The sequence below is a fragment of the Ancylobacter aquaticus genome, from assembly GCF_004339465.1.
Lineage (GTDB): Bacteria > Pseudomonadota > Alphaproteobacteria > Rhizobiales > Xanthobacteraceae > Ancylobacter > Ancylobacter aquaticus.
This window is the reverse complement of sequence record NZ_SMFY01000001.1, coordinates 912,302-928,250: the sequence shown is the minus strand read 5'-3', so window position 1 is coordinate 928,250 and position 15,949 is coordinate 912,302. Positions and strand designations below refer to the sequence as shown.

General features: G+C 65.0%; 13 protein-coding genes and 1 tRNA gene. 12 read left to right on the top strand and 2 right to left on the bottom strand.

All coding sequences use genetic code 11. The features are described 5' to 3' along the window. Positions 1-24 precede the first annotated feature (24 nt). The 8 genes from EV667_RS04315 to EV667_RS04280 all read left to right on the top strand — a co-directional run bounded on the left by EV667_RS04315 (position 25) and on the right by EV667_RS04280 (position 8,701). Positions 25-109, top strand: a tRNA-Leu gene (locus EV667_RS04315). Between the two features lie 178 nt (positions 110-287). Beyond that, complete coding sequence (locus EV667_RS04310) at positions 288-1,475, top strand: tyrosine-type recombinase/integrase (RefSeq protein ID WP_342636719.1); 1,188 nt, start codon at positions 288-290, stop codon at positions 1,473-1,475. Positions 1,476-1,566: 91 nt separating this feature from the next. After that, positions 1,567-2,256, top strand: a complete 690-nt coding sequence (locus tag EV667_RS04305; protein ID WP_131834051.1) for a hypothetical protein — start codon at positions 1,567-1,569, stop codon at positions 2,254-2,256. Between the two features lie 133 nt (positions 2,257-2,389). After that, a complete protein-coding gene (locus tag EV667_RS04300; protein WP_131834050.1) occupies positions 2,390-2,617 on the top strand; it encodes a helix-turn-helix transcriptional regulator in 228 nt (75 codons plus the stop codon). 52 nt (positions 2,618-2,669) lie between these two features. Further along, positions 2,670-3,113 carry a helix-turn-helix domain-containing protein gene (locus tag EV667_RS04295; protein WP_165901548.1) on the top strand — a complete coding sequence of 148 codons (444 nt, stop codon included), beginning with the start codon at positions 2,670-2,672 and terminating at the stop codon, positions 3,111-3,113. A gap of 3 nt (positions 3,114-3,116) precedes the next feature. Then, positions 3,117-4,220 (top strand): tyrosine-type recombinase/integrase, encoded by a 1,104-nt coding sequence (locus EV667_RS04290; RefSeq protein WP_131834048.1) that lies wholly within the window; start codon positions 3,117-3,119, stop codon positions 4,218-4,220. 10 nt (positions 4,221-4,230) lie between these two features. Beyond that, on the top strand, positions 4,231-7,749 hold the full coding sequence (locus tag EV667_RS04285; protein ID WP_207907669.1) for a type ISP restriction/modification enzyme: 3,519 nt from the start codon (positions 4,231-4,233) through the stop codon (positions 7,747-7,749). Between the two features lie 235 nt (positions 7,750-7,984). Next, complete coding sequence (locus EV667_RS04280; RefSeq protein WP_131834047.1) at positions 7,985-8,701, top strand: DUF6538 domain-containing protein; 717 nt, start codon at positions 7,985-7,987, stop codon at positions 8,699-8,701. Here EV667_RS04280 and EV667_RS04275 read toward each other — a convergent pair. After that, complete coding sequence (locus tag EV667_RS04275; RefSeq protein ID WP_131834046.1) at positions 8,679-9,848, bottom strand: MFS transporter; 1,170 nt, start codon at positions 9,846-9,848, stop codon at positions 8,679-8,681. The genes EV667_RS04280 and EV667_RS04275 overlap by 23 nt on opposite strands. Before the next feature lie 15 nt (positions 9,849-9,863). Beyond that, positions 9,864-10,898, bottom strand: a complete 1,035-nt coding sequence (locus tag EV667_RS04270; RefSeq protein ID WP_131835011.1) for an aldo/keto reductase — start codon at positions 10,896-10,898, stop codon at positions 9,864-9,866. Positions 10,899-11,002: 104 nt separating this feature from the next. Here EV667_RS04270 and EV667_RS04265 point away from each other — a divergent pair, with 104 nt between their 5' ends. The 4 genes from EV667_RS04265 to EV667_RS04250 all read left to right on the top strand — a co-directional run bounded on the left by EV667_RS04265 (position 11,003) and on the right by EV667_RS04250 (position 15,943). Next, complete coding sequence (locus EV667_RS04265) at positions 11,003-11,899, top strand: LysR family transcriptional regulator (RefSeq protein WP_131834045.1); 897 nt, start codon at positions 11,003-11,005, stop codon at positions 11,897-11,899. Between the two features lie 215 nt (positions 11,900-12,114). After that, positions 12,115-12,732 carry a (2Fe-2S)-binding protein gene (locus EV667_RS04260; protein WP_131834044.1) on the top strand — a complete coding sequence of 206 codons (618 nt, stop codon included), beginning with the start codon at positions 12,115-12,117 and terminating at the stop codon, positions 12,730-12,732. A gap of 2 nt (positions 12,733-12,734) precedes the next feature. Next, positions 12,735-13,754 carry an FAD binding domain-containing protein gene (locus EV667_RS04255; RefSeq protein WP_131834043.1) on the top strand — a complete coding sequence of 340 codons (1,020 nt, stop codon included), beginning with the start codon at positions 12,735-12,737 and terminating at the stop codon, positions 13,752-13,754. Then, complete coding sequence (locus EV667_RS04250; protein WP_131834042.1) at positions 13,751-15,943, top strand: xanthine dehydrogenase family protein molybdopterin-binding subunit; 2,193 nt, start codon at positions 13,751-13,753, stop codon at positions 15,941-15,943. The genes EV667_RS04255 and EV667_RS04250 overlap by 4 nt, the downstream gene beginning before the upstream one ends. Positions 15,944-15,949 lie beyond the last annotated feature (6 nt).

Here is a 15,949-nt window from a genome sequence, read left to right as displayed (position 1 = left end):
TCGCCGCCGTGCCGCAAGGCACATGCCCAGGTGGCGGAATTGGTAGACGCGCACGGTTCAGGTCCGTGTGGGTAACACCGTGGAGGTTCGAGTCCTCTCCTGGGCACCATCAGGCCTTTTTAGAAGGTCCGAAGACTTCCGAAAAACGTTGAAAATGCTGGACTTCCCGAGCCAATAGGTTCCGGGAGGGTCCGGCTTTTTCCGTTGGAAGCCGGCGCAATTGGGGGTATTTCTGGGGGCATCGTAGATAAACCCCAACTGAGGCCGCCGCCTTGCCTCTCACGGAAATGGCCATCCGCAGCGCCAAGCCGATCGCCAAGCCCTTTAAGCTGGCGGATGGCGGCGGGCTTTATCTTCTGGTGAGCCCAACCGGCTCGCGGCTCTGGCGCCTGAAATACCGAATCGGCGGGCGCGAAAAAGTGCTGGCCATCGGCGCCTATCCCGACATCCCGCTTGCCAAAGCCCGCGAGCGTCGCACCGAGGCACGCCGGCAACTCGCCGAAGGCCTCGACCCTTCCGCCGTCAAGAAGGAAGCCCGGCAAAAGGTCAAGGCGGCGGTGGCGAACACGTTCCGCTCGATTGCTGAAGAGCATGTGGCGAAACTGGAGCGCGAAGGCCTCGCCGATATCACACTGAACAAGCGACGGTGGCTCTTGGGCTTCGCGTATCCCGTGCTCGGCGAGCGCGACGTCGCCACGATCACGGCAAAGGAATTGCTGGAAGTCCTGCGGGCGGTGGAGGAGACCGGCCGGCACGAAACCGCGCGCCGGATGCGCGCTGCGCTCGGCGCCGTGTTCCGCTATGCCATCGCCACCGCACGCGCCGAGAACGACCCCACCTTCGCCCTGCGCGACGCTCTGACAACCCCGAAGGTGACGCACCGCGCGGCCGTCACCACGCCGAAAGAGTTTGGCGCGCTGCTTCGGGCGATCGACGGTTACACAGGGCAACCGGCGAGCACGGCGGCACTGCGCCTGATGCCTCTGCTTTTCCCCCGGCCGGGCGAGCTACGGCTGGCGACGTGGCCGGAGTTCGACCTCGACAAGGGGATATGGTCGATTCCGCCTGAACGCATGAAGATGCGTCGCCCGCATCGCGTCCCGCTGCCGCCACAGGCCTTGGCGATCCTGCGCGACCTGCACCGCCTGACCGGCAACCAGCCCTTTGTCTTTCCGGCCATCGGCGCGGGACATAGGCCTATCAGCGAAAACACCTTGAATGGCGCGCTGCGCCGGCTGGGCTTCACCTGTGACGTTGCCACCGCCCACGGCTTCCGCGCCACCGCCTCGACCCTGTTGAACGAGAGCGGCCTCTGGAATCCCGACGCCATCGAGCGCCAGCTCGCCCACGCCGAGCGCAACGAAGTGCGGCGCGCCTATACGCGCGGCGAACACTGGGATGAGCGCACCCGTATGATGAACTGGTGGGCGGACTATCTCGACCAGATAAAAAAGACGACCAAAAAAGAGCCCTGAAATCGGATTGGTGGACAGACGCTCCTCGAATGCCACTGGACCTTGTTTGCCGATATAATGCCTTCTCGGATTCAAATGATCGGCAGGCACCATGGCTACACTCGATCACTGGATTAAAGCTGAAGCACTGAATGTCTTCCAGATTGCGCTCCTGCTGGAGGGTATCGACCCCGCACCTCTGGAGCGCCTTGGCTATCAGGGCCTTCCGCAAGAATTGCAGGACAGAACGACGGTTCACGTCGTTGGCATCAAGAATGCTGTTCGTACTGAAGACCTGTGGCCGCGCATCGCCGCCTTCGATGAATTGGGAGATCGCGACTGGGTACTAACCCTGTTTGACATTACGTCGATCAAATCATGGTTCTGGATTCGCGGCATGAAGCAAACGGTCTTCGGGCCCTATTCGCCGACCAAGAAGAGCCCTTCGCAGCAATTCAGCAAATTCTACGCGCCGAAGCTGGCGGCCGGAAATGCCGCCTGGGAAGCGGTGGTGTCAGATTCCGCTCTCCGGCGCGGCAAGTCACCCAAGCAGGCGCTGGAGACGTGGCTCACGGAGCACGCCGCCGAATACGGTCTCGTCAACAAGGACGGCTCGCCGAATAAGACCGGAATAGAGGAAATCGCCAAGGTAGCGAACTGGAATCAGAAGGGCGGCGCGCCCGCTACCCCTACCGTTTCGGCGCAACCCTCCCCCGCCTTCGGGCAAACCACGGGTAAGGTTGTCGAGAACGCTCCCCTGACGGCCATCACATGGGGGGAGGAGGACGAAATACCCTTCTAACCTTGTTCGCTATAACTCACCCCATGCAGCTAGCCGTTGAAGTGGCAGGGTTTTCTGCAATCCGCCCGGCTATTTTCGCCTGGCGCATCCGCTCATTGTTCCGTCTATGTTCCAACGAACGGAGACGGACGCCATGAGCGCCATTAAGACTGAGACGACCGCGACCACCGGCCGCGCCATCCTCATTCGCCTCGATCAGGTCAAGGCCCGCACCTGCCTCAGCCGCAGCACTATCTATGCCTATATGCGCGAGGGCCGCTTTCCCGAACCCATCGCCCTCTCTGACCGCCGCGTTGCCTGGATCGAGGGCGAGATCGACGCCTGGATTGCCGGACGCATTGCCAGCCACCGGAGCGCCTGAGCGCATGCCGGCAGGGATGAAACGGCCGCAGCGGCGCCTTCCCGTGCAACGGGTGAAGCAGGCCGCAACCTATGACGTCGCCGAAATGGCCAAGCTCCTCGGCACCCACCGCAACACGGTGCGGCGGTGGCTGAAGGATGGGCTCCAGCCCCTCGACGATGTGCGCCCCATCGTCGTTCACGGGTCCGAGCTGAAGGCCTTCCTGACCAAGCGGCGGAAGGCACGGCGCAATGCCTGCGCGCCGGACGAGTTCTTCTGCTTCCGCTGCCGCGCCCCGCGACGGGCGGCGGCCGGCATGGTGGACGTGCGCCACCGCACGGCGACGGTCGCCGCCCTCACCGGCCTGTGCGCCACCTGCGGCACGCCCATGCACCGGACGGTACGCCGCACGGCGCTGCCGGCGCTGGCGGAAAGCTACGACCTTCAGACGCTAGCACCGGAAAGACTGAACGGGTGTACCGCCCCCAGTCTGAATGGTGATCTGAAAGGAGAGTAGAAGATGGCTCGGATCAATGCCGGCAATGAGCGGCTGAAACGTGAGTATATCCATTATCTGAAGGAAGCGAAGGGCAAGAGCGAGGCGAGCCTCGACATGGTGCGCAAGGCGCTTTTGCGTTTCGAGACCAGCACCGGCTGGCGCGACTTCAAAACCTTCCGGCGCGAGCAAGCCATTGCTTTCAAGCAGCGCCTCGCCGAGACGGCAGGCGCGCGCAGCGGCGAGCCCCTGAGTGCGGCGACGCAGACGGCCACGCTCACGGCCGTGAAGGAATTCTTCCTCTGGCTCGCCTGGCGCCCCGGCTTCAAGTCGCGGCTGCATCTTCCTGATATCGACTATCTCAACCCCTCGCGGAAGGACGCCGCCAAGGCGAAGGCGCCGAAGCTGCGCGACTATCCGAGCCTGGAGCAGATTCGCGCGACCATCGCCGCCATGCCGGAAGAGACGGCCATGGACCGCCGCAACCGCGCGCTCCTCGCCTTCGCCATTCTCTCCGGCATGCGCGACCGCGCCATGGCCTCGCTCTCCCTGCGCGACCTCGACCTCGCCAAATCGCCGCCGCTGGTGCGGCAGGACCCGAACACGGTCGAGACCAAATTCGCCAAGGCCATCGCCACCTATTTCTTCCCCGTCGGCGACGACCTCGCCGCCACCGTGGCGGATTGGGTGCGCGAACTGCGCGAGGTGCATCTGTTCGGCCCGACCGATCCGCTCTTTCCACGCACCCGCATCGGACAGGGCGCGAACCTCGCCTTCGCGCCGCAGGGCATCGACCGGGCGCACTGGAGCGACGCCTCGCCGATACGCGCGATCTTTAAGCAGGCCTTCACCCGCGCCGGCCTGCCCTATTTTCCCCCACACTCCTTCCGCCACACGCTTGGCCACCTCGCGCAGACCATGTGCCGCACGCCGGAGGAACTGCGCGCCTGGAGCCAGAATTTCGGCCACGACAACATCGCCACCACCCTCAACAGCTACGGTCGGATCGACCCGCACCGGCAGGGCGAGGTGATCGGGGCAATGGCTGGGGAAAGGCCGCAGGGCGAGGCGCTGGCGCGGGAAATGGCGGCGCTGCTGGCGCGGCATGGTGCGTTGACCACAGGCTGAACCTGGAGCCATGCCCACAGCCGGGTTGACGTTTCTTAACCATGTCGCCAACTTACCGATCGAACGAAAAAATTCCTCGCCGCCCGCCCTGCTGATATTGCTTGGATTCGTGCAGGCGGTATCGGGGGCGGAAATGAAACTGGTGACTCTTGAGCAATTTGCCGATGCCCTGAAGGCCAAATTCGCCCTTCCTGGCTCTGCGTCACCTGAAGACCAGCTTAAGCCCGTCGTCGCTGAACTGCTGAAATCCGCCGGTACATCCTACGGGATCACCGTAGAGACCCGGACAGAAACCCACCTTTCGGAACACAAGGTTCGGCCCGATATTGCGGTTTATGTGGGTGGGCTGATCTGTGGCTATATCGAATTGAAGGCTCCGGGTCTTGGCGCCGATGCGCCCCGCTTGACCGGAAAGCACAACAAGGAACAGTGGGAAAAGCTCAAGGGGCTGCCGAACCTGATCTACACAGACGGGCGCGACTGGGCGCTCTATCGTGCAGGCGAACGCGTGGACGGACAACCGATCGTGCGGCTGCACGACGACCCGACCCAAAAGGGAAAAGCAGCCACGACGAAGGCCGATGCCGAGGCGCTGGAGCGCTTGTTTCGCTCCTTTCTCAGTTGGAAGCCGATTGTCCCGCACAACCCTTCAGGCCTGGCCAACTATCTTGCCCCACTGACGCGCTTCCTGCGCACGGAGGTCGAGGCTTCTCTCCTCCTCAAAGGATCAGCCGTCGAGCTTCTCGCCAACGAATGGCGGCAGTTCTTCTTTCCCGAATCCGATGATGCGAAGTTTGCGGATGCCTACGCCCAAACCGTGACCTATGCCATGCTACTGGCCCGCCTTTCCGGCGCGGCCAAACTGGACCCTGTGGAAGCCGCCAAAACGCTGGATACGAACAACGGCCTGTTGGCTAGAACGCTGGAATTGCTTGGCCAGAAAGCGGCGCGCGAGGAGCTGGCTGTTGGGTTTGAGTTGCTGCAACGCTCGCTTGAAGCCCTCGATCCGCACGATTTCCTAAAATCCAAACCTGATCTTTGGCTCTATTTTTACGAAGATTTTCTCGCAGCCTACGACCCGAAGCTGCGCAAGGATTACGGGGTCTATTACACCCCGCGCGAGGTGGTTGAATTACAGGTCCGCTTGGCCTCGGAGCTGCTGGAAAAGCGGTTCGGCAAGAAGCTGGGCTTCGCCGACGACGGCGTTGTGTTTCTCGACCCCGCAGTGGGCACCGGCACTTATCCCGTTGCGGCAGTCAAACACGGTTTGGAGAAAGTCCGCGCCCGTTCCGGTCCCGGCGCGGTGGCAGCCCGCGCCCGTCAGATGGCCGAAAACATGTACGGCTTTGAGGTCCTAGTCGGACCTTATGCCGTCGCGCATCTGCGGCTTACGCAAGCGCTCGAAGGCGCGATGAACGACGCGAAAGCCGCCGCTGGTGAGCCCGAGGAAAAACTTGCTCAGAGGTTGAAAATCTATCTAGCGGATACGCTGGAAAGCCCCAACAAGGCGCCACCGGGCGGCCTGGACCTGACACACAAGGCACTGACGCAGGAACACGAGGCGGCGCGGAAGGTGAAGCAGGAGGGCGATATTCTCGTCTGTCTAGGCAACCCGCCCTATGATCGGCAGAACATCGAAGAAGGCGACACGACCACTCAGCGGAAGGGAGGCTGGGTCCGCTTCGGGGATCAAGGCGCGCAAGGTCGATTTTTGCCTGGCACCGATGCATTGGAAAACATCCGGCAGAGGCCTATTCTTGTCGACTTCACCGAACCCGCTACGAAGGCCGGCGCAGGGGTTCACCTCAAGAACCTCTACAATGACTATGTTTATTTCTGGCGCTGGGCTCTTTGGCGGCTGTTCGAGCAGCAGACATGCGGCGGAATCGTCACCTTCATCACCGCGTCGAGCTATCTGGCCGGTCCGGGGTTCGTGGGCGTGCGCGAGGTGATGCGGCGCACTTTCGATGAAATCTGGATCATCGACCTGGGCGGCGACAACCTCGGGACCCGCAAGACCCCGAATGTCTTCAACATACAGACGCCCGTCGCCATTGCCATAGGCGTTCGCGGCGCCAAACCCACGCCCGACACGCCCGCCAAGGTCCGTTATGCGAAGATCGACGGCGCGACTCGCGAGAACAAGTTAAAGCAGTTAGACGGCATCGCGTCCTTTGCGGGTATCTCGTGGCGCGAGTGCCCGAATGATTGGCAAAAACCGTTTCTGCCGCTTGGAAAGGGGGACTTCTTCCAGTGGCCGATGCTCATAGATCTGTTCCCCTATCAGAGAAGCGGATCGAAGTTCGGTAGGCCCTGGCCGATCGCCGAGACACAGGAACTGATCGGTCGGCGGTGGGCCAAACTGCTCGGCGAAACGGGCGATTCACGCGCAAAGCATTTCAAAAACAACAAGTATCGGAAGATTGAACGCCAGTACCGAGACCACGAATCAGGACTGGCCTTGCCGATTATTTCCAGCTTGAAGCCGGGCGCGTTGGTGCCAAAGATTTCGCCCTATGCGTTTCGATCTTTCGACCGGCATTATGCAATTGAAGACATTCGATTCAATGACCGGATGGGCGAGGTTCTGTGGCGCTTGCAGGGATCCAAACAGCTTTACCTGACCGCACTCGCAACCGAAGCGCTCGGTTCTGGGCAAGGTATTATTGCCTCAGGCTCTGTGCCTGACCTACATCACTTCCGGGGCTCTTTCGGTGGAAAAGACGTAATACCCCTATATCGCGATGCCGCCGCTACCAGCCCGAACATCACCGCTGGCCTACTGGACGCGCTTGGCAGGGGCTTTGGCACTGTACCCACGGCAGAGGACCTTGCGGCTTATGTCTATGCCGTTCTCGGCGGGCAATCCTATACTCATCGGTTCTGGAACGAGCTCGAAATACCTGGCACTAGGATACCTATAACCAAGGACGGCGCGACCTTTATCAAAGCTGCCAAACTCGGCCGGAAGCTTATTTGGCTGCAAACCTACGCCGAACGGTTTCAAGGCGATGGGCGCGGCGACGAAATCCCTCCCGGCACGGCCAAGATTATCAAGGGCGTGTCGGACGGTCCTGCAAACTACCCCGAAAAGAATGAATACGATGATAAGGCGCAGGAAATCCTCGTCGGCGATGGCCGTTTTGGCCCCGTGGCGCCTCAGGTGTGGGAATTCGAAGTCTCAGGCCTCAAGGTCGTTCAGTCATGGCTCGACTACCGGATGAAGAAGCGGGCCGGCAAGAAATCCTCGCCACTGGATGAAATCCGCCCCGAACGCTGGACAGCGCGAATGAGCGACGAACTTCTCGAACTGCTATGGGTTCTGGAGGCGACGCTTGCAATGGAGCCGGAGCTCGAAAAGGTGCTCGACGAGGTCGTAGCCGGCCCGTGCTTTACAGCTGCCGAATTGCCGACGCCCAAGCCGGAAGAGCGGCTAGCTCCTGGAAAAGTCAGCACGGCTGGGGGCCTCTTGGAGATGATGGGAATAGATGACGAGGCAGACGACGGCGGCGAAGATGACGAGGATTGAAGCCCGCATTGACTGACTGCCGCTCAAGATTATCGAGGAAGGGTCAATCGCTTGGGGGTATTTTTGGGGGCATCTACTAAAATTTCCTGAATTTTTTCGTTATTCTCCAAGGCATTACTCGTTTCAGTCGAGTCCTCTCCTGGCACCACTGCTCTCCTCTTGCCCTTATGGCGCAAGAAGTTGAGCCCCATCAGAGAGTTGCGCTTACCGGCCCGTGATACAGGACCGTGTAACAATGCTCTTCCGGCTGGTTCGTCCGGTGCGTCGCAGCGACACCCGAAATCCTCAGTTTGTCCTGCGCATCCCCAAGGACCTCAAGACCCGCCTCGCGGGAATGACCCTTGAGGTGCCCCGTGGGGACGCCTTCGTCTCCATCAAGGTCAGCGAGAAGACCCAGTCCATCCGCTTTTCTTTGGGCACATCGGAGCCCACGGAAGCCAAACAGCGGCAGGCCGTCGCGGTGGCGCACCTGGAGCGGGTATTCAGCGCCCTCAGAAGCGGCACCCTCACCACCCTGACACACAAGCAGACCCTTGCGCTGGCTGGGGAGGCCTACCGGATGCTTGTGGAAAAGCATGAGGACGATCCTGGCCCCATCGAGCCGTGGGACGTGGCCATGATCGTGAACGCCACGGCGTTGGCCGGTCAGCCCCTCGGACGGGACTGGCCTCTCCGCATCGAGACGAAGGAGGAGCGGCGGCTGCGCGCCCTGGAGCAGCGTTTCGGAGTGGTTGCCGATCAGGTTCTCGCCCGCAACGGCCTTGTCGTCGACGAGAAGAGCCGCGCTGAACTGCTCTTCCAAGTCGGCCTCGCCTACAATCAGGCGACCGTCCGGCTCTCCAATAACGCAGGCGGCGACTACAGCCCCGACCCCAAAGCCGACAGGTTCGGAGCACCGTACGCACCGACAGCCCAGCCGGTGGCTCCGGTCAGGGCAGCCCGCAGGCCATGACAGTCCGGCGGCGCCGAACCATTGCCAGCACCAGCGCGAGGCCGGAGGCCGCCGCCGCCGCACCGGCCAGCGCCACGGCGGGATAGCCCAGCCCGCCAGCGATCACCGCGCCGCCCAGCGCCGCGCCGATGGCATTGCCGAGGTTGAAGGCGCCGATATTCACCGCCGAGGCAAGGTTCGGCGCGTCCGAGGCGGCTTCCATCACCCGCATCTGCAAGGGCGGCACGAGCGCGAAGCTCGCCACGCCCCAGAGGAAGATCACCACCACGGTCGGCACGGCGAACGGCATCGCCAGCACGAACCCGACGAGAAGCAAGGTCAACGCCGCCAGCGTGACGATCAGCGTGCGGTCGACCGAACGGTCGGCGAAGCGGCCGCCCAGCCAGTTGCCGACGGTGAGGCCGACGCCGTAGGTCACCAGCATCGCCGTGACGAAGCCGATCGACGCGCCGGTCTCCTGCTGCAGAATCGGCGCGATATAGGTGAAGACGGTGAACATGGCGGTTGAACTGATAACGGTCAGCGCGAGCGCCAGCAGCACCGGCCCGCGGCCCAGCACCTTCAGCTCGGACACCATGTCCCCGCCGGTATCGGCCGCCACATCCGGCAGCGTTGCGCGCAGCGCCGCCATCGCAATGAGGCCGAGCACGGCGATGCCCCAGAAGGCGGCGCGCCAGCCGACCACATCGCCAGCCCAGGTCGCCAGCGGCACGCCGACGACATTGGCGATGGTGAGGCCCATGAACATCGCCGCCACGGCGCCGGCGCGCCGGTTTTCCGGCACGAGGCTGGCCGCCACGAGTGAACCGACGCCGAAGAAGGCGCCATGGTTGAGCGACGTCACCAGCCGCGCCGCCAGCAGCATCTCATAGCTGGTCGACAGCGCCGCCATCAAATTGCCAAGGGTGAAGATCGCCATCAGGCCGATGAGCAAGGCCCGGCGCGGCACCCGGCCGGTGGTGAGCGTCATCAGCGGCGCACCCAGCATGACGCCGAGAGCGTAGGCGCTGATCAGCAGGCCGGCGCTCGGGATGGAGACGCCGAGATCGTTGGCGATCACTGGCAGCAGCCCCATGGGCGCGAACTCGGTGACGCCGATGCCGAAGGCGCCGGCCGCCAGCGCGAGAAGCGGAGGGTTCAGTTTCATGACGAGGCTTCCGGTTCAGACGAGCGGCGGATTCAGGCGGGCGAACCCTTCCTGCTGGCGATAGGGCGTGTGGGGATAAGGCGGCAGCACATCACTGGCGGCATCCAGGGCCGCCATCTGCGCGGGGGTGAGCGACCAGCCGATGGCGCCAAGATTCTGGCGCAGCTGTTCCTCGTTGCGCGCGCCGATGATGATGGAGGCGACCGTCGGGCGTTGCAGCAGCCAGTTGATCGCGATCTGCGGCACGCTCTTTCCAGTTTCCCCGGCGACCGCGTCCAGCGCATCGACCACGCGGTAGAGGTGCGCGTCCTCCACCGGCGGGGCGAAGGCGGCGGTCTCGTGCAGGCGGCTGCCCTCGGGAATAGGCGCGCCGCGCCGGATTTTTCCGGTCAGCCGGCCCCAGCCCAGCGGGCTCCACACCAGCGCGCCGACACCCTGGTCCGCGCCGAGCGGCATCAGATCGGCCTCATAGGCCCGGCCGACCAGCGAGTAGTACACCTGATGCGCGACAAAACGCGGGCGCCCGTCGCGATCCGCCGCCGCCAGCGACTTCATCAATTGCCAGCCCGGATAATTCGACACGCCGGTGTAGCGGACCTTGCCCGACGCAACGAGGGTCTCCAGCGTGGCGAGCAGTTCCTCCGCCGGGGTCGACGCATCGAATGCGTGAAGCTGCAGCAGGTCGATATAGTCGGTGCCGAGCCGGCGCAGCGCCGCCTCCACCTGGCGGATCAGCCGGCTGCGCGAGACACCCCAGTCGCCGGGCCCCTCGCCGGTCGGCAGGCCGGTCTTGGTGGAAATCAGCACCGCGTCGCGACGGCCCTTGATGGCCTCGCCCAGCACCCGCTCCGAGGCACCGTCGGAATAGACATCCGCCGTGTCGAACAGGTTGACCCCGGCCTCCAGGCAAATATCGACCAGACGGCGCGCCTCATTGGCGTCGCTCTGACCCCAGGCGCCAAACAGCGGTCCCGTACCGCCAAACGTTCCTGCACCGAAACTGAGAACGGGCACCCGCAGGCCCGACGATCCCAACTGCCTGTATTCCAAGATGGCCTCCAAAAGCGCGATCATGTTTCCTCGCACAGATGGACGGCTGCCTCTTGCGGGAGTAGGCCTCGTGCAGGCCAAGCATTTTTGAATGGAACGCAAAGATGGCTATGGAGGGCACCGACCGCGCGCGGGAACTCGACGTCTTCTCGACGGTTGCGCGCACCGGCAGTTTCTCCGCCGCCGGCCGCGTGCTGGGCCTCACTCCTTCGGCGGTCAGCCGGACCATCGACCGCATCGAGGCACGCCTCGGCGTGCGGCTGCTGATCCGCACCACCCGCGCGCTCACCCTCACGGCGGAGGGGCAGAGCTATCTCGCCGCCGCCCGGCGCATTCTGGCCGATCTCGACGAGGCGGAGCGGGTGATCGCCGACCAGGGCGCCCCGCGCGGAAGGCTGCGGGTCAGCGCGGCGTTCTCGCATGGCCGGCTATGCATCGTGCCGCTTCTGGGCGATTTCGTGCGTCGCTACCCGCATATTCTCATCGATATCAGCCTGACCGATGCCGTCGTCGACGTGGCGGCGGGACAGGCGGATGTGGCGATCCGGTTCGGGCCGTTGGCGGACAGTGCGTTGACCGCGCGACGGCTCGGCGAGAACGGTCGGGCCGTCGTGGCCTCGCCGAGCTATCTCCAGCGGCACGGCACGCCGCAGGTGCCCGAGGACCTGCTCCGGCACAACTGCCTGAACTTCAATTTCCGCCGCGCCGAGCCGGTATGGCCGTTCCGCCGCGACGGGCGCGACTATGCGATGACCGTGACCGGGACCATCGAGGCCAATAATGGCGAGACGCTGGGACAGCTCGCGGCGGACGGGGTGGGGATTGCCCGGGTCGGCAATTTCGGGGTCGTCGATGACCTCGCCGCCGGCCGTCTCGTGCCGTTGCTGGAGCCGTTCAATCCCGGCGATGTCGAGCCGATCCATGCCGTGTTCGTCGGTGGCGCGAACATGCCGGCGCGGGTTCGCGTCTTCGTGGACTTTCTGGCCGCAAGACTGCGCTGACCCCACCGGGCCGCCCGCGTGCCCCGATTGAGCGAATCGGGCCGCACTCTGATCGGATCTGCATATCCCTCTGCCGCAACGGCATGGTGATGTTGGGCCAGTCAACGCGACCCCGGCCGCCCTCAAGGCGACGATCCCTGCTTCGGCCGCGCGCGGGCCATCAGCCGGCGCAAAGGGGATCGAGCCTGGCGCACAGCTTCATGTCTGGATAAGCGATGGATAAGCCAAGAGACGGAACGGACGGCCATTCCAGCAATCGCCGCCGTTTTCTCATCGGGTCGGCTCTCACGGGCGCCCTCCCATTGCTGCCCGGCGAGGCCGGGGCGCAGGCGACACCGCCGGCGCCTGAAGGCCCCGCGCCCGTTCGCGTCGCCCTGAGGGTGAACGGCCGCCGCCACGCGCTGGAGATCGACGCCCGCACCTCCCTGCTCGACGCGCTGCGCGAGCACATCGGGCTCACCGGATCGAAGAAGGGGTGCGACCACGGGCAATGCGGCGCCTGCACCGTCCTTCTCGACGGCCGGCGCACGCTTTCCTGCCTCTCCCTCGCCGTGGCCAATCAGCAGAGCGAGGTGGCGACGATCGAAGGCGTGGCGGGCCCGGATGGCGCGCTGCATCCGATGCAGCAGGCCTTCATCGATCACGACGCCTTCCAGTGCGGCTACTGCACGCCGGGGCAGATCCTCTCGGCCATCGGCTGCGTGTGGGAGGGCCATGCCGAAACACCGACGGACATCCGCGAATATATGAGCGGCAATATCTGCCGCTGCGCCGCCTATCCCAACATCGTGGCCGCCGTGATCGAGGCCCGCGATCAGATGAAAGGGGGCTGACCATGCGCCCCTTCCACTATTCGCGCCCTCCCTCAATGGTCGAGGCCGTGGTTGAAATGCGCGACGTTCTCGCCGCCGACCCGCACGCCTCCGCCACTTTCCTCGCCGGCGGCACGACGGTGCTGGATCTGATGAAGCTGGAGGTCATGCAGCCGAGCCGGGTGATCGACCTGACCGCGCTGCGCCAGGAGTTCGGGTACATCAGACGGGACGGTGCCAGCTTCCAGCTGGGGGCCTTCGCCAGCATGGCGGAGGTCGCGGCCCATCCCGACATCATCGCCCACGTTCCGGTAATCGCGCAGAGCCTGTCGCTCGCCGCCAGCGCGCAGCTGCGCAACATGGCCAGCCTTGGCGGCAATGTGCTTCAGCGCACGCGCTGCGCTTATTTCCGCGACCCGTCATGGGGTGCCTGCAACAAGCGGGTGCCGGGGAGTGGCTGCGCCGCGCTGGAGGGCGCCAATCGCGCCCATGCGGTGCTCGGCACCAGCGCGCACTGCATCGCCACCTATCCCGGCGATTTCGCGCAGGCCCTCCTCGCCCTCGATGCCACGATCGTCGTCGTCGGGCCGCGCGGCAGCCGCACGCTCCCCTTCGCCGCGCTTCATCGGCTACCCGGCACGACCCCGCATCTGGAAACGCACCTGCACCCGGGCGAGATCATCGCCGAGTTCATCGTTCCCGCAGCCCCCTGGGCGCGGCGCTCGCTGTATCTGAAGATACGCGACCGGCAATCCTATGAGTTCGCAGTCGCCTCCGTCGCGGTGGCGCTGGATATCGACGGCGGCACGGTGCGGGAAGCGCGCATCGCGCTTGGCGGCGTGGCGAGTGTGCCGTGGCGGGCGGGCGAGGCCGAAGCGGCGCTTCAGGGCCTCCCGCTGTCCGATGAGAGCGCGCGCACGGCCGCCGCAGCCGCCTTTGCCGACGCCACGCCCCATGCCCACAACGCCTTCAAGGTCGCGCTCGGTCAATCGACGCTGGTGCGCGCACTGCTGCAGGTCGCCTCGATGGAGCCCGCACCATGACCAAGTCGCTCACTCCCGCCCCCGATGCCGCGTCAGACCGGACGCCCCAACGCTATGAGGGGCGCGCCAAGGTCACGGGCGAGGCGCATTATCCCAGCGATGTCAGGCTTCCCCGCACCGCCCACGCCTATCTCCATGTGAGCCGGATCGGCCGGGGCACTATCCGGTCCTTCGACCTCGCGCAGGCCCGCGCCGTTCCCGGCGTCATCGACATTCTGACCCATGAGACCCTCGGCGAGGATATCCGCCAGACCCCGGCGATGTACCAAGGCGGCTACATCTCCGATTCCGTGCGCCCGCTCGGCTCGGCGGAGGTCGCCTATTGGGGCCAGCCCCTCGCCATGGTCGTTGCCGAGACATTCGAGGCCGCGCGCGAGGCCTCGAACCGGATCAATGTGACCTATCACCCGCACCCCGCGCCTTCCGCCGACATGGGATCGGAGGGCGCCGTCACGCAGGCGCTGGAGCCGATGAATCTGGCGGTCGGGAATTTCGAGGTCGCCTATGCGGCTGCGCCGGTCAGGATCGACGCCGACTACTCCACCCCCACCCAGCACCAGAACCCGATCGAGCTCTTCGCCACCCAGTGCGTGTGGGAGGGCGACCGGCTGACAGTCCATGAACCGAGCCAATATGTGAACAACGTCAAGTTCGGGCTGGCCGAGCAACTTGGCATCGAACCTGAACGCATCCGCGTCGTCAGTCCTTATGTCGGCGGCGCCTTCGGTTCCAAGGGGTTCCTCACCCAGCGCACGGCGCTCGTGGCGATCGCGGCCAAGCGGCTCGGCCGGCCGGTCAAGCTGGTGGCCACACGCGAGCAGGGCTTCACCGTCTCCGGCTATCGCGCCGAGACACGCCACCGGGTGCAGCTCGCCGCTACTCGGGACGGCCGCCTTGTCGCCCTGCGGCAGGAGGGATGGGAGCTGACCTCGCGCGCCGATTCCGTCGCCATGGGCGCGGCCTCGATGACCGCCCGGCTTTATGCCTGCCCGAACGTCTCGGTGCGAGTGAACACGGTGTCCGCCGACCGCTCGACGCCCGGCTTCATGCGCGGTCCCGGCGAGGTGCCCTATGGATTCGCGCTGGAGACGGCACTCGACGAACTCGCCACTGCGCTCGACATGGACCCTATCGAGCTTCGCCGCATCAACGACACCCGGACCGAACCGATTGGCGGCCTGCCCTATACCAGCCGCTCGCTGATGCGCTGCTTCGACGAGGCGGCGGCGCGGTTCCGATGGGGGGAGCGGACGAAGCCGCCGGGTTCGATGCGCGAGGGCGACTGGCGTATCGGCTGGGGCTGCGCCACCGCCTTTTATCCTGCCTATGCCGGCAACGCCTCGGCCCGGGTGCGGCTGAGCGCGGATGGGCGCGTCCATGTGTCGAGCGCCGGCCATGAACTGGGCCAGGGCATGTACACGATGATGGCGCAGGTCGCCGCCGAGCAATTGGGCGTGCCGTTCGAGCAGGTGACGGTGTCGCTCGGCGATTCCGACCTACCCCCGGCCGTGGTCGCCGGCGGGTCTTCCTCCACCGCCAGCGTCGCCCCCGCCATCATGGCCGCCTGCGACGCCATCCGCCGCCGGCTTGGCATCGAGGGGGCCTCCCCCTCGGAAATCATGCCGGCAATGAAGGCCTCCGGCAGGGGGGTGGTCGAGGAATTGGCCGAAGTCCGTGCCCATGGCGTGGACAGCATCGCCGGCCTTTATCGCGGCAAGGCCGTCCCCTCGGGCGGCGTCCACCTGCCCGACCGGGTCCAGTTTGCTCTCGGCGCGCAGTTGGTCGAGGTCCGCGTCCACGCGCGCACCCATGAAATCCGGGTGCCCCGGGCGGTGGGCGCCTTCGCCGCCGGCCGCATCATCAACCCGCGCACCGCCCATGGCCAGTTGGTCGGCGGCATGATCTGGGGCATCAGTTCCGCCCTGCACGAGCACACCGAGATCGACCCCCGCAACGGCAGCTACATCAACGCCAACCTCGCCGACTATCTCCTGCCGGTGAATGCCGACATCGTCGATGTCGAGGCCCTCATGGTTGAGGAGGAGGACCCGCTGGTGAACCGCGCCGGGGTGAAGGGGGTGGGGGAGATCGGCGTGGTCGGCGTCGCCGCCGCCATTTCCAACGCCGTGTTCCATGCCACCGGCCAACGCCTGCGCGACCTGCCGATCCGGCTGGAACACCTCATGTGAGCCCGC

Coding starts and splice junctions, on each gene's coding strand:
- EV667_RS04275 (WP_131834046.1), bottom strand. CDS start 9,848: ATGAAACTGAACCCTCCGCTTCTCGCGCTGGCGGCCGGCGCCTTCGGC.
- EV667_RS04255 (WP_131834043.1), top strand. CDS start 12,735: ATGCGCCCCTTCCACTATTCGCGCCCTCCCTCAATGGTCGAGGCCGTG.
- EV667_RS04260 (WP_131834044.1), top strand. CDS start 12,115: ATGGATAAGCCAAGAGACGGAACGGACGGCCATTCCAGCAATCGCCGC.
- EV667_RS04265 (WP_131834045.1), top strand. CDS start 11,003: ATGGCTATGGAGGGCACCGACCGCGCGCGGGAACTCGACGTCTTCTCG.
- EV667_RS04290 (WP_131834048.1), top strand. CDS start 3,117: ATGGCTCGGATCAATGCCGGCAATGAGCGGCTGAAACGTGAGTATATC.
- EV667_RS04280 (WP_131834047.1), top strand. CDS start 7,985: ATGCTCTTCCGGCTGGTTCGTCCGGTGCGTCGCAGCGACACCCGAAAT.
- EV667_RS04300 (WP_131834050.1), top strand. CDS start 2,390: ATGAGCGCCATTAAGACTGAGACGACCGCGACCACCGGCCGCGCCATC.
- EV667_RS04285 (WP_207907669.1), top strand. CDS start 4,231: ATGCCCACAGCCGGGTTGACGTTTCTTAACCATGTCGCCAACTTACCG.
- EV667_RS04305 (WP_131834051.1), top strand. CDS start 1,567: ATGGCTACACTCGATCACTGGATTAAAGCTGAAGCACTGAATGTCTTC.
- EV667_RS04250 (WP_131834042.1), top strand. CDS start 13,751: ATGACCAAGTCGCTCACTCCCGCCCCCGATGCCGCGTCAGACCGGACG.
- EV667_RS04310 (WP_342636719.1), top strand. CDS start 288: ATGGCCATCCGCAGCGCCAAGCCGATCGCCAAGCCCTTTAAGCTGGCG.